The following is a 16086-nucleotide window of genomic DNA, read 5'->3' as shown; positions in this document are numbered from 1 at the left end:
CCACCTCGCATTCGTGCCCCGACGAAGCCCCCGGCGACCGTTTCCATGGTCGCCGGGGGCTTCCGCGTGCGGGGAGCCGATTTTTACGGAAACGGAGCCTCATGGTCTCCTGGTGCGACAAAACCACCGGATCGCGGCACGGGGGACACCACCCAGCTCCCCCGCGCGGCCCTCCGACCCTGCCTGTCCCATCCACGAAGGCGAAGTCCGTATGAGTGACCGCACCTTGACCGAGGCCCCCGCCGAGGCGCATTCCCGCCCCGTCGACGCCGGTGACGAGGGCTACAGCAAGGACCTCAAGTCCCGCCACATCAACATGATCGCCATCGGCGGGGCGATAGGCACCGGCCTGTTCCTCGGCGCCGGTGGCCGCCTCGCCGGAGCGGGCCCCTCGCTCGCCATCGCCTACGCGGTCTGCGGCGTCTTCGCCTTCTTCGTGGTCCGCGCCCTCGGCGAGCTGGTCCTCTACCGCCCCTCCTCGGGCGCCTTCGTCAGCTACGCGCGCGAGTTCATGGGGGAGAAGGGCGCCTACACGGCGGGCTGGCTCTACTTCCTCAACTGGTCCACCACCACCGTGGCCGACATCACGGCCGCCGCCACCTACGCGCACTTCTGGTCGCTGTTCACGGACGTCCCCCAGTGGGTGCTCGCCTTCATCGCCCTGGCCGTCGTCCTCACCGCGAACCTGATCTCGGTGAAGTACTTCGGCGAGATGGAATTCTGGTTCTCCCTGGTCAAGGTGGCAGCCCTGACGATCTTCCTGCTCGTCGGCATCTACCTCGTCGCCACCAGCCACGACATCGACGGCAACACCCCGGGCCTCGCCAACATCACCGACAACGGCGGCCTCTTCCCCGTCGGCGTCCTGCCCATGCTCCTGGTCATCCAGGGCGTGGTCTTCGCGTACGCCTCCGTCGAGCTCTGCGGAGTCGCCGCGGGCGAGACCGAGAACCCCGAGAAGATCATGCCGAAGGCGATCAACTCGATCATGTGGCGCGTGGGCATCTTCTACGTCGGCTCGGTCGTCCTGCTGGCCCTGCTGCTCCCGTACACCGCCTACTCCGAGGGCCAGAGCCCCTTCGTCACCGTCTTCGACAAGCTGGGCGTCCCGGGCGCCGCGGGCATCATGAACCTGGTCGTCCTGACGGCCGCCCTCTCCAGCCTGAACTCCGGCCTCTACTCCACCGGCCGGATCCTGCGCTCGATGGCCATGTCCGGCTCCGCCCCCAAGTTCACCGGCGTCATGAACAAGGGCAAGGTCCCCTACGGCGGCGTCCTGTTCACCGCCGCCTTCGGCATCGCCGGCGTCGGCCTGAACTACCTGATGCCCGAGGACGCCTTCGAGATCGTCCTGAACTTCGCCTCGCTCGGCATCCTCGGCACCTGGGCGATGGTCATGCTCTGCTCGCTCCACTTCTGGCGCAGGGCGAAGCAGGGCCGACTGGAGCGCCCGTCCTACCGGCTGCCCTGGGCCCCGTACACGCAGATCGTGACGCTGGTCTTCCTCGTCACGGTCCTGGTCCTGATGTGGTGCGACGGCGGCGTCGGCCGCACCACCGTCCTGTTCGTCCCGGTCATCGGCGCCGCCCTGGTCGGCGGCTGGTTCCTGGTCCGCGGCCGGGTCGCGGAGATCGCCGCCACCCGCCGCTGACCCGAAGCGCGTACGAGGGGCCCCGGCCCGGGATCCGATCCCGGGCCGGGGCCCCTGCCGCATCCCCCGCGCGCCGGGAACGCAGGCGCGCCGGAACGAACCCGCGCCGGAAACGAAGAAGGACCCCGCCGCGGCGGGGTCCTTCTTTCTTTGTGTCCGAGGGGGGACTTGAACCCCCACGCCCGATAAAGGGCACTAGCACCTCAAGCTAGCGCGTCTGCCATTCCGCCACCCGGACAAGGTGTCTGTCTCGCGTCCCTCGCGGGCCGTTCCGACGTGGAAAACATTACCAAACATTCCGGGGGCCCGATCACACCCCCCGATGACCGGGGAGCGCCCTTGGGTACGGCGCCGCGGAGCGCGAGGATGGGGAGGTAGCCGGTACTGATCAGTGGGAGGAACAGCGTGAGCGAATCGGGCGCGGGCAGGACCGTCTCCGGCCAGGACGAGGTCGTCGACCTCTGCCGGGACCTCATCCGGATCGACACCAGCAACTACGGGGACCACTCGGGCCCCGGCGAACGCAAGGCGGCCGAGTGGATCGCGGAGCAGCTGGCCGAGGTGGGTCTGGAGCCGCAGATCTTCGAGTCCCACAAGGGCCGCGCCTCGACGGTGGCCCGGATCGAGGGGGAGGACCCCTCGCGGCCGGCCCTGTTGATCCACGGGCACACCGACGTGGTCCCGGCCAACGCCGCCGACTGGACCCACGACCCCTTCTCGGGCGAGATCGCCGACGGGTGCGTGTGGGGCCGTGGCGCGGTCGACATGAAGGACATGGACGCGATGACGCTGGCCGTCGTGCGCGACCGCATGCGCAGCGGGCGCAAGCCCCCGCGCGACATCGTGCTGGCCTTCCTCGCCGACGAGGAGGCGGGCGGCATCTACGGGGCCCGCCACCTCGTCGACAAGCACCCCGGCCTCTTCGAGGGCGTCACCGAGGCGATCGGAGAGGTCGGCGGCTTCTCCTTCACCGTGAACGAGAACCTGCGCCTCTACCTCGTCGAGACGGCGCAGAAGGGCATGCACTGGATGCGGCTCACGGTGGAGGGCACCGCGGGCCACGGTTCGATGACCAACAACGACAACGCCATCACGGAGCTCTGCGAAGCCGTGGGCCGGCTCGGCCGCCACCAGTGGCCGGTGCGCGTCACCAAGACCGTACGGTCGTTCCTGGACGAGCTCTCGGACGCCCTCGGTACCCCGCTCGACCCCGACAACATGGACGCGACCCTCGCCAAGCTCGGTGGCATCGCCAAGATGGTCGGCGCGACCCTGCGCAACTCGGCCGCCCCGACGATGCTCGGCGCCGGCTACAAGGTCAACGTCATCCCCGGCCAGGCCACGGCGCACGTCGACGGCCGCTTCCTGCCGGGCTACGAGGACGAGTTCTTCGCCGACCTCGACCGGATCCTGGGCCCGCGCGTGAAGTACGAGGACGTGCACGCCGACAAGGCCCTGGAGACGGACTTCGACGGCAAGCTCGTCGACGCCATGCAGGGCGCCCTGAAGGCCGAGGATCCGATCGCGCGAGCCGTCCCGTACATGCTCTCGGGCGGCACGGACGCGAAGTCCTTCGACGACCTCGGCATCCGCTGCTTCGGCTTCGCCCCGCTCCAGCTGCCCCCCGAGCTGGATTTCGCGGGCATGTTCCACGGCGTGGACGAGCGGGTACCGGTCGACGGGCTCAAGTTCGGCGTCCGGGTACTCGACCGTTTCATCGACAACGCGTGACCGACCCCTCCTCACGCCGGGGAATCGGAAAGGTGTGCGGAATCCACTGAGAAGAGTGAATGCGCTCATACGCTCGTAGCCCCGGTGGGAAGTCCTCGTTACAGGTGGTGCGGTCCGCGGCTGGGACCGCACTTGCCTACTAGGAGGAACAATGCTCAAGAAGGTTGTCGCCGCTGCGGCTGCTACCGGTGGTCTGGTTCTCGCGGGTGCGGGCCTGGCTGTCGCCGACGCGGGTGCCCAGGGTGCGGCCATCGGCTCCCCCGGTGTCCTGTCCGGCAACGTCGTCCAGGTTCCGGTCCACATCCCCGTGAACGTCTGCGGCAACACGATCTCCGTGATCGGCCTGCTGAACCCGGCCTTCGGCAACACCTGCGTCAACGCCTGACGCGTCTGAAGACCCGGCCCCGGGGCGCTCGCCAGCGCTCCGGGGCCGCCGGGCTTTCCGGCCCGATCCATCGACCTTTCGGCGTACCAGGCGGGGGAGCCTGGACGGCCCGGCCGCCGCGCGGCGGCCGTCGACGTACCAACAGGGGACGAGTACAGATGCGACGACCGATCCAGGTCACCAGGAAGACGTTGATCACCATGGCGGCCGCGGGGGGCGTGCTCGCGCTGGCCGGTGGCCAGGCGCAGGCGGCCTCCGGAGCGTCCGGCCAGGCCACGAACTCGCCGGGCGTGCTGTCCGGGAACAACCTGCAGGCCCCGGTGGACGTGCCGGCGAACCTCTGCGGCAACACCGTCGACGTGATCGCCCTGCTGAACCCGGCTTTCGGGAACGGCTGCGCCAACGAGTCGGGGAAGCACCGCCCGCCGGGCAAGCCGGACCACCCGGGCGGCGGCGACCACGAGGAGCCGTGCGACGACCACCCGGACACGCCGGGCGGCGGGAACCCCGGCGGCGGCAACCCGGGAGGCGGGAACCCCGGTGGCGGCACTCCGGGCGGCGGCAACCCGGGGGGCGGGAACCCCGGTGGCGGCACTCCGGGCGGAGGCACCCCCGGCGGTGACAACCCCGGTGGCGGTACGCCGGGCGGCGGGACCCCGGGCGGAGGCACTCCGGGCGGTGACAACCCCGGTGGCGGCAATCCGGGCGGGGGGAACCCCGGCGGTGGGACCCCGGGCGGTGGTACTCCCGGCGGTGGCAACCCCGGCGGTGGCAACCCCGGGGGCGGTACCCCCGGCAGCGGTACCCCCGGTGGTCCCGGCGGGCAGACGCCCGGCGGGACCGGGGGGCAGGTGTCCGGCCAGGTCCCCGGTCAGGGGACGGGCGGACCGGCTGGGCTCGCGGCCACCGGCGCCGGTGACGCGCTCACGGCCGGAGTGCCGCTCGCGGGCGGACTGCTGCTCGCCGGAGCCGTGCTCTACCGGCGCGCCCGCAACGCGGCCTGACGGACGTACCCGACGCGGGTCCCGCTCCCGGGGCCCGCGTCACCAGGTCGCGCGGACCTGGCGGATGATCCGGCGGCGCAACCGCACCCTGCGGCTGCCGTCCCGGTGGAGCGTCAGGCGGTCCAGTTCCCAGTGCCCGTACTCGGCGTGGTCGGTCAGCAGTCGGGTCGCCTCCTGGCGGGGGGTCCCGCGAGGCACGTACACGTCGACGAATTCGTATTCCGGCATCGCATCTATTGTGCGGGCAGAGCCCCGCTACGGATAGCGTCTGCACTATGTCTGATGCCGCTCTGCCCACTGTTGCCGAGGTCCGCGCCGCCGCCGAGGCGGTCAAGGCCGCTCTCGACCGCCACCTCGCCGCGGTCGAGAGCAGGATCGGGGACGAGGACCCGGCCGTCTACGCCGCCTTCAACGAACTCGCCGCCGCCGCCGAGGAATACGACGAACTGCTCTACGACCGCTACGACGAGGTCACCCCGTTCGAGATCCCCACGCCGGAGGACGGAGTTCCGTACACCGGGCCGGCCGAGCCCGCGGCCTTCAGCGTGTTCATCCGTCGCGACTACGCCGTCGTCGAACCGGTCCGGCTGATCGCCCAGGCCGAGCGTGTCGCCGCGCACGACCGTGAATCCGATTTCGTCGACGACGCCGGCACGGCCGGTGCGCTCGGCGTGCTCTTCGGGGAGTACGAGCCCGACGAGATCGCCTCCCGCTACAAGGAGTTCGGATTGGAGGAGGGCGACTCCACCCTCTGGATCGCGGCGCTCGAAGAGGTCGCGGAACCGGGCGACTGGCTCGACGCGCCCTTCGGGCAGACCGACCCGCAGGACGTGCTGCACCGCTTCGACGTCAGCTCCGTGTTCGACGAGGACCCCGAAGGCCCCGAGGAGTTCGAGGAGGCGGCCGAGCCCGGCCTCACCCCGGCCTGACCCCCGCCCGACGCCTGTCCGCGCGACGCCCCCGCCCGATCCGGGCGGGGGCGTCGCGTTCCCGGTCCTGCCCCCGCGCTACTGCGGCGCGCCCTCCTGAGCGGCCGTCAAGGCCCGCAGCAGGCCGGCGAGTCGGGTGGTACGGGGCTTCGGCAGGACCTGCGCCACCGCGTTCGGCAGCGCCTGATCCACTCCGTGGACGACCGACAGGTGCCGCTCCGCCCGCCCGAACGCCGTGTACACCCAGTCCCGGGACAGGGCCTGAGCGGCGTCGCCCGGCAGCACGACCACCACGGCCGGCCAGCGCGTGCCGACGGCCTGGTGCGCCGTCACCGCCCAGCCGTGCCGCACCTGTGACTCGACCCGTTCCTGCGGTACGACGACCCGGACCCCCGCGAGGTCGAGGTGCAGCCCCTGTGCGTCGGCCGACACCACCCGGGCCGGCAGTGCCCGCCCGGGGGAGGGCACGTGCACGACCCGGTCACCGGGGTCGAACCCGCCGAACCGGCCGGGGCCCGGGTTGAGCCGTTCCTTGAGGGCCGCGTTCAGCGCGCGGGTGCCCGCCGAGCCGCCGTGGCCCGGGGTGATGACCTGCACGGCGTCGGCCGGGATCCCGAAGGCGCGCGGCACCGACTCGGCGACCAGCTGCACCGTGCGGTGCACCGCCTCCCCGGCGTCCTGCACCGGGACGATGACGACCTCCTTGCCGGGGGCGTGGACCTGGTTCAGCTCGCCGATGCCGACGCCCGAGACCAGCTCGCCGATCGGGCCGGGGTCCGGGGTCCGGGACACGACCTGCGGCCAGGACCGGGCCGCCAGTACGTCGGCGAACACCCGCCCGGGACCGGCCGACCCGAGCACGCCGGGGTCCCCGGACAGCACCAGACGGGCCCCGTCCGGGACGGACTCCACCAGGGCGGCGGCCGTCTCCACGTCCAGCTGCGGCGCGTCCAGCACCACGAGGAGGTCCAGCTCGAACCGGCCGTCGGCGTCCCGCCCGGGTCCCTGCGCCCCGGCCAACAGCGCGGCCGGGGTGACCCGGTCCGGGCCCGGGGCGTGCGCGGCCAGCACGGCCCGCAGCCCCAGCTTCCGGGCCGCTTCCAGCAGCGCCGCCGGCTCGGCACCGGCGGCCTCGCCGCCGGTGTGGGTGACCACCCCGTGGCCGGCGACGGCCCGGATCAGCTCGGCGCCCGGGCCTTGGGCGGCCTGCGACCAGTCGGCGGGGGCGGTGACGCCGGCGGCCAGGCGGGCCAGCCCGTCGGCGAGGCTCTCCTCGGCGAGGGCGTACTCCTCCAGCCCCACCAGAACCCGTACGGGTCGCTCCGCTTCCGCGGCCTCCTCGTCGGCGTCCGTGGCGGGCGTCGGCGCGGGGCCGTCCAGCGGCTCCTCGAACACGAGCACCGCGCCCTCACCGACGGCGTGTTCGAGGGCCGCGGCCGGCTCCGGCACCCCGTACTGCGCCAGGGCCTTCTCCAGCACCGGGGTCTCCAGGGCGGTGTGCCCCTTCTCAGCGGCCCGGTCCAGCAGCCAGTTCACCAGGGCGGCGCCACGGCGCTCGTCGGCAGGACCGGCCTCGGCGCCCAGCAGCGCCTGCGCGAAGCCGTCCGCCTGGGCCGGGCGCACACCCGTGACGGCCAGCAGCCGCCAGGGGTCCTCCACGAGCTGCGCCGCGGCGCCCTCGCCGAGGGCCCGGGCGGCCGGCCCGGCCAGCGCCTCGGGGGCGCCACCGCGCGCCAGCACGGCCCGCACGCCCTCGATCTCGGCGGCGGCGGGCTCCGCGGCGGTCGCCACGGGCCGGGGCTGCGGCGGGGGAGCGGGCGCGGCCTTGCGGGGGGCGGCCGGGGCCTCGTCGAAGTACACCGGGGCCGGCGCGGCGCCGCTCTCCACGGCCCGTACGGCCGCCAGCAGGTCGGCGGCCTTCCCGCTGAGCTTGGCGCCCGCCTCGACGGGAGCCTCCCGCTCGGCCTTGCGCCGCGCGATGCGCTCCCGCTCGACCTTCTGCGCCGCCAGCTCGGCCTGCGCCTCGGTGAGCGCGGGCGCCGCCCCCTCCGCGCCCGCGGCGCCGGTCCCGGCGTCCGCACCCCCGGCGTCGGCGTCGGCTTCGGCGGCTTCGGCGTCCTCGGTCGTCGCTGCCGTCCGGGCGTCGGTGTCCTCGTCGGGAGCCCCTGCGTCCGGTTCACCGCCTGCGGCGGCCGACGTCGCTGCGACCCCCCGGGCGTCGGCGTCGTCGGAACCGTCCCCGTCGGAAGCGTCCTCGTCGAGACCGTCCCCGCCGGACGCGTCCCCGTCGGAACCGTCCCCGTCCGGCTCGCCCTGCCCGGCGTCCACGGCTTCCGCGGCTCCCTCGGGGTCCGGCTCCCCGCCCGGCTCACCGACTCCGTCGGTTTCGTCGGCTCCGGCGCCCTCCGACGCCTCCGGGTCGAGGGCGCCCCCGGGTTCCGGGACGGCCTCCGGCGTCGCGGGGTCCTCGGGCGCGGCCCCGCCGGCCCCGGCCCCTTCCTCCGCGGCAGCGGGCGCGGCGGCGGCGGCGGTGGTCTCGGGGTCCGTACTCACAACGTGCTCCAGTCCTGATCGGGGTAGCGGTGCACCGGGACGGAAACGTCGTCCAGCGCACGGCAGATCTCCTCGGGAAGACTAAGGGCCTCCACCGACAGCGCCGCCCCGAGCTGCGCCGAGGTCCGCGCGCCGACGATCGGGGCGACCACCCCCGGCCGGTCCCGTACCCACGCCAGCGCCACGTGCAGCGGCGTCACCCCCAACCCCTGGGCGGCGGTCACCACGGCGTCGACGATGCGCCGCGCCGGTTCGTCGAGGTAGGGGTCCACGAACGCGGCCAGGGACTCCGAGGCGCCCCGCGAGTCGGCGGGCGTGCCGTCGCGGTACTTGCCCGTCAGCACGCCCCGGCCCAGCGGGGACGAGGGCAGCAGGCCCACACCCAGGTCCAGCGCGGCGGGCAGCACCTCCCGCTCCACGCCCCGTTGGAGGAGCGAGTACTCCATCTGCGTGGAGGCGAGCCGGGTCCGCACCCCCGGCACGGCCAACTGCCAGGTGGCGGCCTTCGCGAGCTGCCAGCCGCTGAAGTTGGACACCCCGGCGTACCGGGCCCGGCCGCTGCTGACGGCGAGGTCCAGCGTCTGCAGGGTTTCCTCCAACGGGGTACGCGGGTCGAAGGCGTGGACCTGCCACAGGTCCACGTAGTCGGTGCCCAGCCGGTCCAGCGAGTCGTCGAGGGCGGCCAGCAGGTGCCCGCGCGAACCGTTGAACCGCCGATAGGGATCCGGCACGCTACCGGCCTTCGTCGCGATGACCAGGTCGCGGCGCGGCACCAGTCCGCCCACCAGGTGCCCCAGGAGGTACTCGGCCTCGCCGCCGCCGTACACGTCGGCCGTGTCGACGAGCGTGCCGCCCGCCTCCCAGAACGTCTTCAACTGCTCGGCGGCGGCTTCCTCGCCGGTGTCACGGCCCCAGGTCAGGGTGCCGAGGCCGATCCGGGAGACGCGCAGTCCGGTGCGGCCGAGATGCCTCTGCTCCATGAGCGCTGAGACTACTGCGGCGCTGACGCGGAGGACCCGGGCGCGCTACAGTCCCCCGCAGACCCACGTTACTGACCGGTACATCGGCTTCACCGTTAGGGGACGACACATGCGGCTCGGCATCAATCTCGGCTACTGGGGTGCGGGCATGGACGCCGACAACCTCTCCGTCGCCCAGGAGGCCGACCGGCTCGGCTACGACGTCTGTTGGGCCGCCGAGGCCTACGGCTCCGACGCGGCCACCGTGCTGGCCTGGGTCGCGGCCCAGACGGAGCGGATCGACGTCGGCTCGGCCATCTTCCAGATCCCGGCCCGCCAGCCCGCGATGACGGCGATGACCGCCGCCACCCTGGACTCGCTCACCAAGGGCCGCTTCCGGCTCGGCCTCGGCGTCTCGGGACCGCAGGTCTCCGAGGGCTGGTACGGCGTCAAGTTCGACAAGCCGCTGGCCCGCACGCGCGAGTACGTGGAGATCGTCCGCAAGGCCATGACCCGCGAGCGGCTGTCCTACGACGGCGCCCATTGGACCCTCCCGCTGCCCGACGGTCCGGGCAAGCCCCTGAAGCTGACCGTCCACCCGGAGCGCGAGCACATCCCGCTCTACATCGCCGCCATCGGCCCCCAGAACCTGGAGCAGACCGGCGAGATCGCCGACGGCGCCCTGCTGATCTTCCCGGCGGCCGAGCACCTGGAGGAGACGGCCCTGCGCCACATCCGCGCGGGCCGCGAGAAGGCCGGTCTGAGCATGGACGGCTTCGACGTCTGCCCGACGGTGCCACTGGCCCTCGGTGAGGACGTGAACGCCCTCGCCGACATGTTCCGCCCCTACACCGCCCTGTACGTCGGCGGCATGGGCAGCCCGAAGCAGAACTTCTACAACCAGCTCGCCCAGCGCATGGGCTACGAGAAGGAGGCCGCCGAGATCCAGACCAAGTACCTCGGCGGCGACAAGACCGGCGCGGCCGCCGCCGTCCCGCACTCCCTGATCGACTCGACCACCCTGCTGGGCTCCGTCGAGCGGATCGCCGACGGCATGCGCGCCTACGCCGACGCCGGGGTCACCACCCTCACCCTGGCCCCGGCCGGCTTCACCCTGGACGAGCGGATCGCCGCCCTGCGGGCCGGTACCGAGGCCCTGGAGCGCGCCGGCCTCGCCTGACACGCCCCCTCGGGACCCCGGACACGACGACGGAGCCGCGCGGGGTGCGCGCGGCTCCGTCGATCAGGTCTGCGGCCGTGGTGGGGGCTCGGGGGGTCTTCCCCGCCACGGCCGACACAGCCAACAACGCTCCGCGCACTCCCCGGGTTACGCCCTCGCGCCGGGCCACCGATTTCGTTCATTCGGCCGAGTCGGGCGGTCCCCTCGGTTGCCCGCCCGAACGATCCGCATTTGACTCGTTCCATGCTCTCTGCCCGCAGCCTGTTCCGGGAGATCGTCGACCACGACGACTCCTTCCAGCTGTTCTGCTCCATCGCCGCCGGCGGGGAGTCCCAGGGCGGCTGGGAGAACGCCCGGATCGCCGCCCTCGCCCCCGCTTCGATGCGCGAGCTGGTCCCCAAGATCACCCGGCACGGCGCCGACGAGGACAAGCACGGCAGGATCTTCCAGGCCCTGCTCCGCAAGCGCGGCCTGCCGCCCGTACCCGTGCCCCCCGAGACCGACTACACGATGCTGCTGGAGCGCCGCGGCATCGGCCTCTCCCACGAGAAGCTGCGCGGCGACCGGCCGCTGACCGAGGACGACATCGTCGTCTACCTCGCGCACAGCCGGGTCACCGAGCAGCGCGCGGCCGACCAGATGGTCATGCTCGTCCGCCACTTCGGCGACCACCCCGAGCTCGGCAGGGCCGTGCGCATGATCAGCGCCGACGAGGACAACCACCTCGCCTACTGCCACGAGGAGCTGCTGCGCCTCGCCCGCCGGGGGCACGGCCGCAGCATCCACCGGATCCTGCGCGAGAGCGCCCTCGCCGAGATCGCCGTCTACCGGGACGTCAGCCTCGCCGTCATGGACCACATGGGCCGACTGCTGCGCTGGCCCGCGCCCAAGTCCGCCGCCCTCGCCGCCGGCATCCGCGCCGCGTACGCGTACGAGCGCTTCAGCGGCTGGCACCGGGCGGTCCGCCTGACCCCGCCCGAGCGGGTCGACGCCCTCGGCGGCGCCCCGGCGCCCGCACCCGTGCCCGCGCCCGAACCCGCCTGACCGGGGCCCGCCGCGGCCCGCCCGCCCGTGCGCCGCCTCACAACCAGCCGCGGCGCTTGAACATCCGGTGCAGGCCCAGGCACACGGCGACCATCAGGGCCACCACCCCCGGGTAGCCCCAGCCCTGCCGCAGCTCCGGCATGTCCTCGAAGTTCATCCCGTAGACGCCCGCGACCATCGTCGGGACCGCGGCCATCGCCGCCCAGGCGGAGATCTTGCGCATGTCGTCGTTCTGCCGGACGCCCATCTGCGCCAGGTGCGCGGCCAGCGCGTCCGACAGCAGCCGGTCCAGGCCCTCGACGTACTCGTTGGCCTTCGTCAGGTGGTCGGCCACGTCCCGGAAGAAGGGCCGCGCGTGCTCGTGGACGAACGGCACGTGCCCGGAGGCGAGCCGGTCCATCGGCTGGAGCAACGGGCTCGTCGCCCGGCGGAACTCCAGCACCTGCCGCTTGAAGCCGTAGATCCGCGACGCCGTGTTCTTCGAGTCCGAGGCGTTCGGAGCGAACACCTCCGCCTCCAACTCCTCCAGGTCGCCCTGGAGCTCGGCGGCCACCTCGATGTAGTGGTCCACCACCGCGTCGGACACCGCGTACAGCACGGCCGTAGGACCGTGCCGCAGCACCTGCGGATCCTGCTCCAACCGGTGGCGCACCGCAGCCGGCGCCGCGCCCTCGCCGTGCCGGACCGTGACCACGAAGGAGTCGCCGACGAACACCATCAGCTCGCTCGTCGTGACGGTGTCCGCCGCGTCGTCGTAGAGCACCGGCTTCAGGACGACGAACAGCGAATCGTCGTACACCTCCAGCTTCGGCCGCTGGTGCGCCGTCAGCGCGTCCTCCACCGCCAGCGCGTGCAGCCCGAACTCCCGGCTCACTTGCTCGAACTCCGCCTCCGTCGGCTCGTGCATGCCGATCCAGACGAAGGCGTCGCCGCGGGCCCGCGCCTCGGCCAGGGCGTCCGAGAAATCACGCGGCGCCGCCGAACGGCGGCCGTCACGGTACATCGCGCAGTCGACAATCACGCGGCGCATTCTCCCCCGCCCGCACCCGGCCCGCACCGGGGCGACACCCCTACCCTGTACCCATGGCCACGTTGATCCTCGTACGGCACGGGCGTTCCACCGCCAACACCGCCGGCGTGCTCGCCGGATGGACTCCGGGAGTCGCCCTCGACGAACACGGGGCCGGGCAGGCCGACGCGCTGCCCGGCCGGCTCGCCGGGGTACCGCTGGCCGCCGCCGTCACCAGCCCCCTCCAACGCTGCCGGGAAACCCTGGCGCCGCTCCTCGCCGCCCGCCCCGAGCTGCCCCTGCACACCGACGAACGCATCGGCGAGTGCCACTACGGCGACTGGTCGGGCCGCAAGCTCTCCGAACTCGCCGCCGAACCCCTCATGAAGATCGTCCAACAGCACCCCTCGGCCGCCGCCTTCCCGGGCGGCGAGTCCATGCGCGCCATGCAGGCCCGCGCCGTGGACGCCGTACGGGAGTGGAACACCCGCGTCGAGGACGAACACGGCGGCGACGCGGTGTTCCTGATGTGCTCGCACGGCGACATCATCAAGTCCCTCGTCGCCGACGCGCTCGGCATGCACCTCGACCTCTTCCAACGGATCCACGTCGACCCCTGCTCGGTCACCGCCATCCGCTACACCCCCACCCGCCCCTTCCTGCTGCGCCTCGGCGACACCGGCGACCTCGCCCCGCTGGTCCCGCGCCCGACCCCGGCCGCCGAGGGCGAGTCCGAAGGCGCCGGCAACGCCGTGGTGGGGGGCGGCGCGGGCGCGGCGTGATCGAACGGCGCAGTAGGGTGGCAGGGCCGATACGCGTGCGCGGACCCGCCCACGCCTGAGACTTGGAGACTGGACGTGCCCCGTCAGGTGTTCCTTTACGACCCGCCGGACCGCTTCGTGGCCGGCACGGTCGGTCTGCCTGGGCGCCGTACGTTCTTCCTGCAGGCCTCCGTGGGTACCCGCGTCACCAGCGTCTCCCTGGAGAAGACCCAGGTGGCGGCGCTGGCCGAGCGGATGGACGAGCTGCTGGACGAGGTCGTGCGGCGCACCGGCGGCAACGCCCCCGTCCCCGCCGTCGCCTCCACCGAGGCCGCCGACACCGCGCCCCTCGACGTACCCGTCGAGGAGGAGTTCCGGGTCGGCACCATGGCCCTCGCCTGGGACGGCGAGGAACAGCGGATGATCGTCGAGGCCCAGGCGCTCGTCGAACTCGACGCCGACTCCGACGAGGACCTCGCCGACGCCGAGGAACGCCTCCTGCAGGACGAGGAGAACGGCCCGCCGATGCTCCGGGTGCGCCTCTCGGGCGCCCAGGCCCGCGCCTTCGCCAAGCGGGCCCTGGACGTGGTCAACGCCGGCCGCCCCCCGTGCCCGCTGTGCAGCCTCCCGCTCGACCCCGAGGGACACGTGTGCCCCCGCCAGAACGGCTACCGGCGCCAGGCGTGAGCGACGCGACCCCGATCGAGGAGCTGCTCACCCGCGGTGAGCTCACCGTACGAGGGCGCATCGCCGAGGCCTCCAACGCCGTCCTGCTGTGCACCGTCGCCCACGACGGCCGCAGCGCGGACTGCGTCTACAAGCCGGTCAAGGGCGAGCGCCCGCTGTGGGACTTCCCCGACGGGAACCTCGCCCGCCGCGAACGCGCCGCCTACCTCGTCTCCGAGGCCACCGGGTGGGGCCTGGTCCCCGCCACCGTCCTGCGCGACGGACCGTACGGCGAGGGCATGGTCCAGCACTGGATCGACTCCGGGGAGACGCCCGAGGCGGAACTCCTCGCCCTCGTCGAGGGCGAGGAGGCGGCGGAGGGCTGGAAGCCCGTCGCGCTCGCCGAGGTAGGCGAGGGCCGCACCGCCCTGCTGGTGCACGCCGACGACCCCAGGCTGCGCCGCCTCGCCGTCCTCGACGCCGTGATCAACAACGGCGACCGCAAGGGCGGCCACCTGCTGCCCGCCCCCGACGGCCGGCTCTACGGCATCGACCACGGCGTGACCTTCCACGCCGACGACAAGCTGCGCACGCTGCTCTGGGGCTGGGCGGGGGAGCCCCTCACCGACGAGGCCCGCACGGTGCTGCTCTCCCTGCAGTCCCAGCTGGCCGCGGGAGAGCCCCTCGCCACCCGGTTGGCCGAACTGATCACCGACGCCGAGCTGGACGCCGTACGGGCCCGCGTGGCCGCCCTGCTGCGCAGCGGGACCCATCCGCAGCCCTCCGGGCAGTGGCCCGCCATCCCCTGGCCCCCCGTCTGACCAGGCGCGGCCCCGGACGCACAGAACCGGCCAGAGGGCAAGAGTGCGGATCAGGCCAAGAGTGCTGCTCCGGTTCGTTGACGGAACACTCGTCCGGTTAGTCTCAAGGCATGCATGCCTGGCCCGCTTCTGAGGTCCCCGCCCTGCCCGGCAAGGGCCGCGACCTCCAGATCCACGACACCGCGACCCGGGGGACGATCACCCTCGCCCCCGGTCCCGTCGCCCGTATCTACGTCTGCGGGATCACCCCGTACGACGCGACCCACATCGGTCACGCGGCGACCTACAACGCGTTCGACCTCGTTCAGCGCGTGTGGCTCGACAACAAGCGGCAGGTCCACTACGTCCAGAACGTCACGGACGTGGACGACCCGCTCCTGGAGCGGGCGCTGCGCGACGGACACGACTGGACCGAACTCGCCGAGCGCGAGACCGCCCTCTTCCGCGAGGACATGACCGCGCTGCGGATGCTGCCCCCGCAGCACTACATCGGAGCGGTCGAGGCCATACCCGGCATCGTTCCGCTGGTCGAGCGTCTGCGGGACGCGGGCGCCGCCTACGAGCTCGAAGGCGACGTCTACTTCTCCGTCGAGTCCGACCCGCACTTCGGCGGGGTCTCCCACCTCGACGCCGAGGCGATGCGCCTGCTCTCCGCGGAGCGCGGCGGCGACCCGGACCGCCCGGGCAAGAAGAACCCGCTCGACCCGATGCTGTGGATGGCCGCCCGGGAGGGCGACCCGAGCTGGGACGGCGGCTCGCTGGGCCGCGGCCGGCCCGGCTGGCACATCGAGTGCGTCGCCATCGCCCTGGACCACCTGGGCATGGGCTTCGACATCCAGGGCGGCGGCTCCGACCTGGCGTTCCCGCACCACGAGATGGGTGCCTCGCACGCCCAGGCGCTGACGGGCGAGTTCCCGATGGCCAAGGCCTACGTCCACGCGGGCATGGTCGGTCTGAACGGCGAGAAGATGTCGAAGTCGAAGGGCAACCTCGTCTTCGTCTCGACGCTGCGCCGCTCCGGGGTCGACCCGGCGGCCATCCGCCTCGCCCTGCTGTCGCACCACTACCGGGCCGACTGGGAGTGGACGGACGCCGTCCTCGCCGAGGCCGTGGCCCGTCTGGAGCGCTGGCGCGCGGCCGTCTCCCGCCCGGACGGCGTACCGGCGGACGCCCTCGTCGAGGAGGTCCGCGAGGCCCTCTCCCGCGACCTGGACGCCCCCGCCGCACTGGCCGCCGTGGACCGCTGGGCCGAACTCCAGCTGGCCGCGGGCGGCGACGACGAGTCCGCCCCCGGCCTGGTCTCCCGTACGGTCGACGCCCTGCTCGGCGTCGCCCTCTAGCAGCACCCCGGGCGGAACGAGAAACGCCGGACCGGCCGCTTCAGCGGCCGGTC

The 16086-nt window shown here is 73.2% G+C and carries 15 protein-coding genes and 1 tRNA gene; 11 read left to right on the top strand and 5 right to left on the bottom strand.

Translation table 11 applies throughout. From position 1 onward, the window contains the following. The first annotated feature begins 211 nt into the window (after positions 1-211). Positions 212-1651 (top strand): amino acid permease, encoded by a 1440-nt coding sequence (locus tag AB0D46_RS12520; RefSeq protein WP_362877287.1) that lies wholly within the window; start codon positions 212-214, stop codon positions 1649-1651. Between the two features lie 153 nt (positions 1652-1804). On the opposite strand, the gene AB0D46_RS12515 is transcribed toward AB0D46_RS12520, so the two are convergent. Then, a tRNA-Leu gene (locus AB0D46_RS12515) sits at positions 1805-1889 on the bottom strand. A 167-nt stretch (positions 1890-2056) separates the two neighbouring features. On the opposite strand from AB0D46_RS12515, the gene AB0D46_RS12510 reads away from it, so the two are divergent. The 3 genes from AB0D46_RS12510 to AB0D46_RS12500 all read left to right on the top strand — a co-directional run bounded on the left by AB0D46_RS12510 (position 2057) and on the right by AB0D46_RS12500 (position 4771). Beyond that, positions 2057-3382 carry a M20/M25/M40 family metallo-hydrolase gene (locus AB0D46_RS12510; RefSeq protein ID WP_362877286.1) on the top strand — a complete coding sequence of 442 codons (1326 nt, stop codon included), beginning with the start codon at positions 2057-2059 and terminating at the stop codon, positions 3380-3382. Between the two features lie 151 nt (positions 3383-3533). Further along, positions 3534-3767, top strand: coding sequence for a chaplin ChpH (gene chpH, locus AB0D46_RS12505; RefSeq protein ID WP_362877285.1), 234 nt, complete (start codon positions 3534-3536; stop codon positions 3765-3767). Between the two features lie 158 nt (positions 3768-3925). Continuing rightward, positions 3926-4771, top strand: a complete 846-nt coding sequence (locus AB0D46_RS12500; RefSeq protein ID WP_362877284.1) for a chaplin — start codon at positions 3926-3928, stop codon at positions 4769-4771. A 39-nt stretch (positions 4772-4810) separates the two neighbouring features. On the opposite strand, the gene AB0D46_RS12495 is transcribed toward AB0D46_RS12500, so the two are convergent. Then, positions 4811-4999 carry a DUF5703 family protein gene (locus AB0D46_RS12495; RefSeq protein ID WP_281205875.1) on the bottom strand — a complete coding sequence of 63 codons (189 nt, stop codon included), beginning with the start codon at positions 4997-4999 and terminating at the stop codon, positions 4811-4813. Positions 5000-5046: 47 nt separating this feature from the next. Here AB0D46_RS12495 and AB0D46_RS12490 point away from each other — a divergent pair, with 47 nt between their 5' ends. After that, the gene (locus tag AB0D46_RS12490) at positions 5047-5700 is read left to right on the top strand and encodes a hypothetical protein (protein WP_362877283.1); all 654 of its coding nucleotides are present in this window, start codon (positions 5047-5049) and stop codon (positions 5698-5700) included. A gap of 78 nt (positions 5701-5778) precedes the next feature. On the opposite strand, the gene AB0D46_RS12485 is transcribed toward AB0D46_RS12490, so the two are convergent. Both AB0D46_RS12485 and AB0D46_RS12480 read right to left on the bottom strand, forming a co-directional pair. Next, positions 5779-8028, bottom strand: coding sequence for a helix-hairpin-helix domain-containing protein (locus tag AB0D46_RS12485; RefSeq protein ID WP_362877386.1), 2250 nt, complete (start codon positions 8026-8028; stop codon positions 5779-5781). Positions 8029-8249: 221 nt separating this feature from the next. Continuing rightward, the gene (locus AB0D46_RS12480) at positions 8250-9233 is read right to left on the bottom strand and encodes an aldo/keto reductase (protein WP_362877282.1); all 984 of its coding nucleotides are present in this window, start codon (positions 9231-9233) and stop codon (positions 8250-8252) included. A gap of 109 nt (positions 9234-9342) precedes the next feature. Between AB0D46_RS12480 and AB0D46_RS12475 the strand changes: the two genes are divergently transcribed. Together AB0D46_RS12475 and AB0D46_RS12470 are read left to right on the top strand one after the other, a co-directional pair. Next, positions 9343-10392 carry an LLM class F420-dependent oxidoreductase gene (locus tag AB0D46_RS12475; RefSeq protein WP_362877281.1) on the top strand — a complete coding sequence of 350 codons (1050 nt, stop codon included), beginning with the start codon at positions 9343-9345 and terminating at the stop codon, positions 10390-10392. A gap of 243 nt (positions 10393-10635) precedes the next feature. Further along, entirely contained in the window at positions 10636-11436 is an 801-nt protein-coding gene (locus tag AB0D46_RS12470) for a ferritin-like domain-containing protein (RefSeq protein WP_362877280.1), read from the top strand. Between the two features lie 37 nt (positions 11437-11473). Here the strand turns inward: AB0D46_RS12470 and corA are convergent, their stop codons facing one another. Continuing rightward, on the bottom strand, positions 11474-12466 hold the full coding sequence (corA, locus tag AB0D46_RS12465) for a magnesium/cobalt transporter CorA (protein ID WP_362877279.1): 993 nt from the start codon (positions 12464-12466) through the stop codon (positions 11474-11476). 53 nt (positions 12467-12519) lie between these two features. On the opposite strand from corA, the gene AB0D46_RS12460 reads away from it, so the two are divergent. The 4 genes from AB0D46_RS12460 (at position 12520) to mshC (ending at position 16033) form a co-directional block, all read left to right on the top strand. Continuing rightward, positions 12520-13227: a histidine phosphatase family protein gene (locus AB0D46_RS12460; RefSeq protein WP_362877278.1), complete on the top strand. Its 708-nt coding sequence runs from the start codon at positions 12520-12522 to the stop codon at positions 13225-13227. Positions 13228-13302: 75 nt separating this feature from the next. Beyond that, the gene (locus AB0D46_RS12455; RefSeq protein WP_362877277.1) at positions 13303-13893 is read left to right on the top strand and encodes a DUF3090 domain-containing protein; all 591 of its coding nucleotides are present in this window, start codon (positions 13303-13305) and stop codon (positions 13891-13893) included. Then, a complete protein-coding gene (locus AB0D46_RS12450; protein WP_362877276.1) occupies positions 13857-14693 on the top strand; it encodes an SCO1664 family protein in 837 nt (278 codons plus the stop codon). Before AB0D46_RS12455 ends, AB0D46_RS12450 begins: the two co-directional genes overlap by 37 nt. A 110-nt stretch (positions 14694-14803) precedes the next feature. Beyond that, entirely contained in the window at positions 14804-16033 is a 1230-nt protein-coding gene (mshC, locus tag AB0D46_RS12445) for a cysteine--1-D-myo-inosityl 2-amino-2-deoxy-alpha-D-glucopyranoside ligase (RefSeq protein WP_362877275.1), read from the top strand. The last annotated feature ends 53 nt before the right edge of the window (positions 16034-16086 follow it).

The sequence above is a fragment of the Streptomyces sp. NPDC048383 genome (assembly GCF_040651775.1).
Classification (GTDB): Bacteria; Actinomycetota; Actinomycetes; order Streptomycetales; family Streptomycetaceae; genus Streptomyces.
Note: the sequence above shows the minus strand (reverse complement) of the source record. Positions and strands in the feature narration are given on the sequence as shown.

Bases quoted from the DNA above. Each gene is read 5' to 3' on its own strand.
- AB0D46_RS12490 (WP_362877283.1), top strand. From the start codon at position 5,047: ATGTCTGATGCCGCTCTGCCCACTGTTGCCGAGGTCCGCGCCGCCGCC.
- AB0D46_RS12475 (WP_362877281.1), top strand. From the start codon at position 9,343: ATGCGGCTCGGCATCAATCTCGGCTACTGGGGTGCGGGCATGGACGCC.
- AB0D46_RS12500 (WP_362877284.1), top strand. From the start codon at position 3,926: ATGCGACGACCGATCCAGGTCACCAGGAAGACGTTGATCACCATGGCG.
- AB0D46_RS12460 (WP_362877278.1), top strand. From the start codon at position 12,520: ATGGCCACGTTGATCCTCGTACGGCACGGGCGTTCCACCGCCAACACC.
- AB0D46_RS12495 (WP_281205875.1), bottom strand. From the start codon at position 4,999: ATGCCGGAATACGAATTCGTCGACGTGTACGTGCCTCGCGGGACCCCC.
- corA (WP_362877279.1), bottom strand. From the start codon at position 12,466: ATGCGCCGCGTGATTGTCGACTGCGCGATGTACCGTGACGGCCGCCGT.
- chpH (WP_362877285.1), top strand. From the start codon at position 3,534: ATGCTCAAGAAGGTTGTCGCCGCTGCGGCTGCTACCGGTGGTCTGGTT.
- AB0D46_RS12520 (WP_362877287.1), top strand. From the start codon at position 212: ATGAGTGACCGCACCTTGACCGAGGCCCCCGCCGAGGCGCATTCCCGC.
- AB0D46_RS12470 (WP_362877280.1), top strand. From the start codon at position 10,636: ATGCTCTCTGCCCGCAGCCTGTTCCGGGAGATCGTCGACCACGACGAC.
- mshC (WP_362877275.1), top strand. From the start codon at position 14,804: ATGCATGCCTGGCCCGCTTCTGAGGTCCCCGCCCTGCCCGGCAAGGGC.
- AB0D46_RS12480 (WP_362877282.1), bottom strand. From the start codon at position 9,233: ATGGAGCAGAGGCATCTCGGCCGCACCGGACTGCGCGTCTCCCGGATC.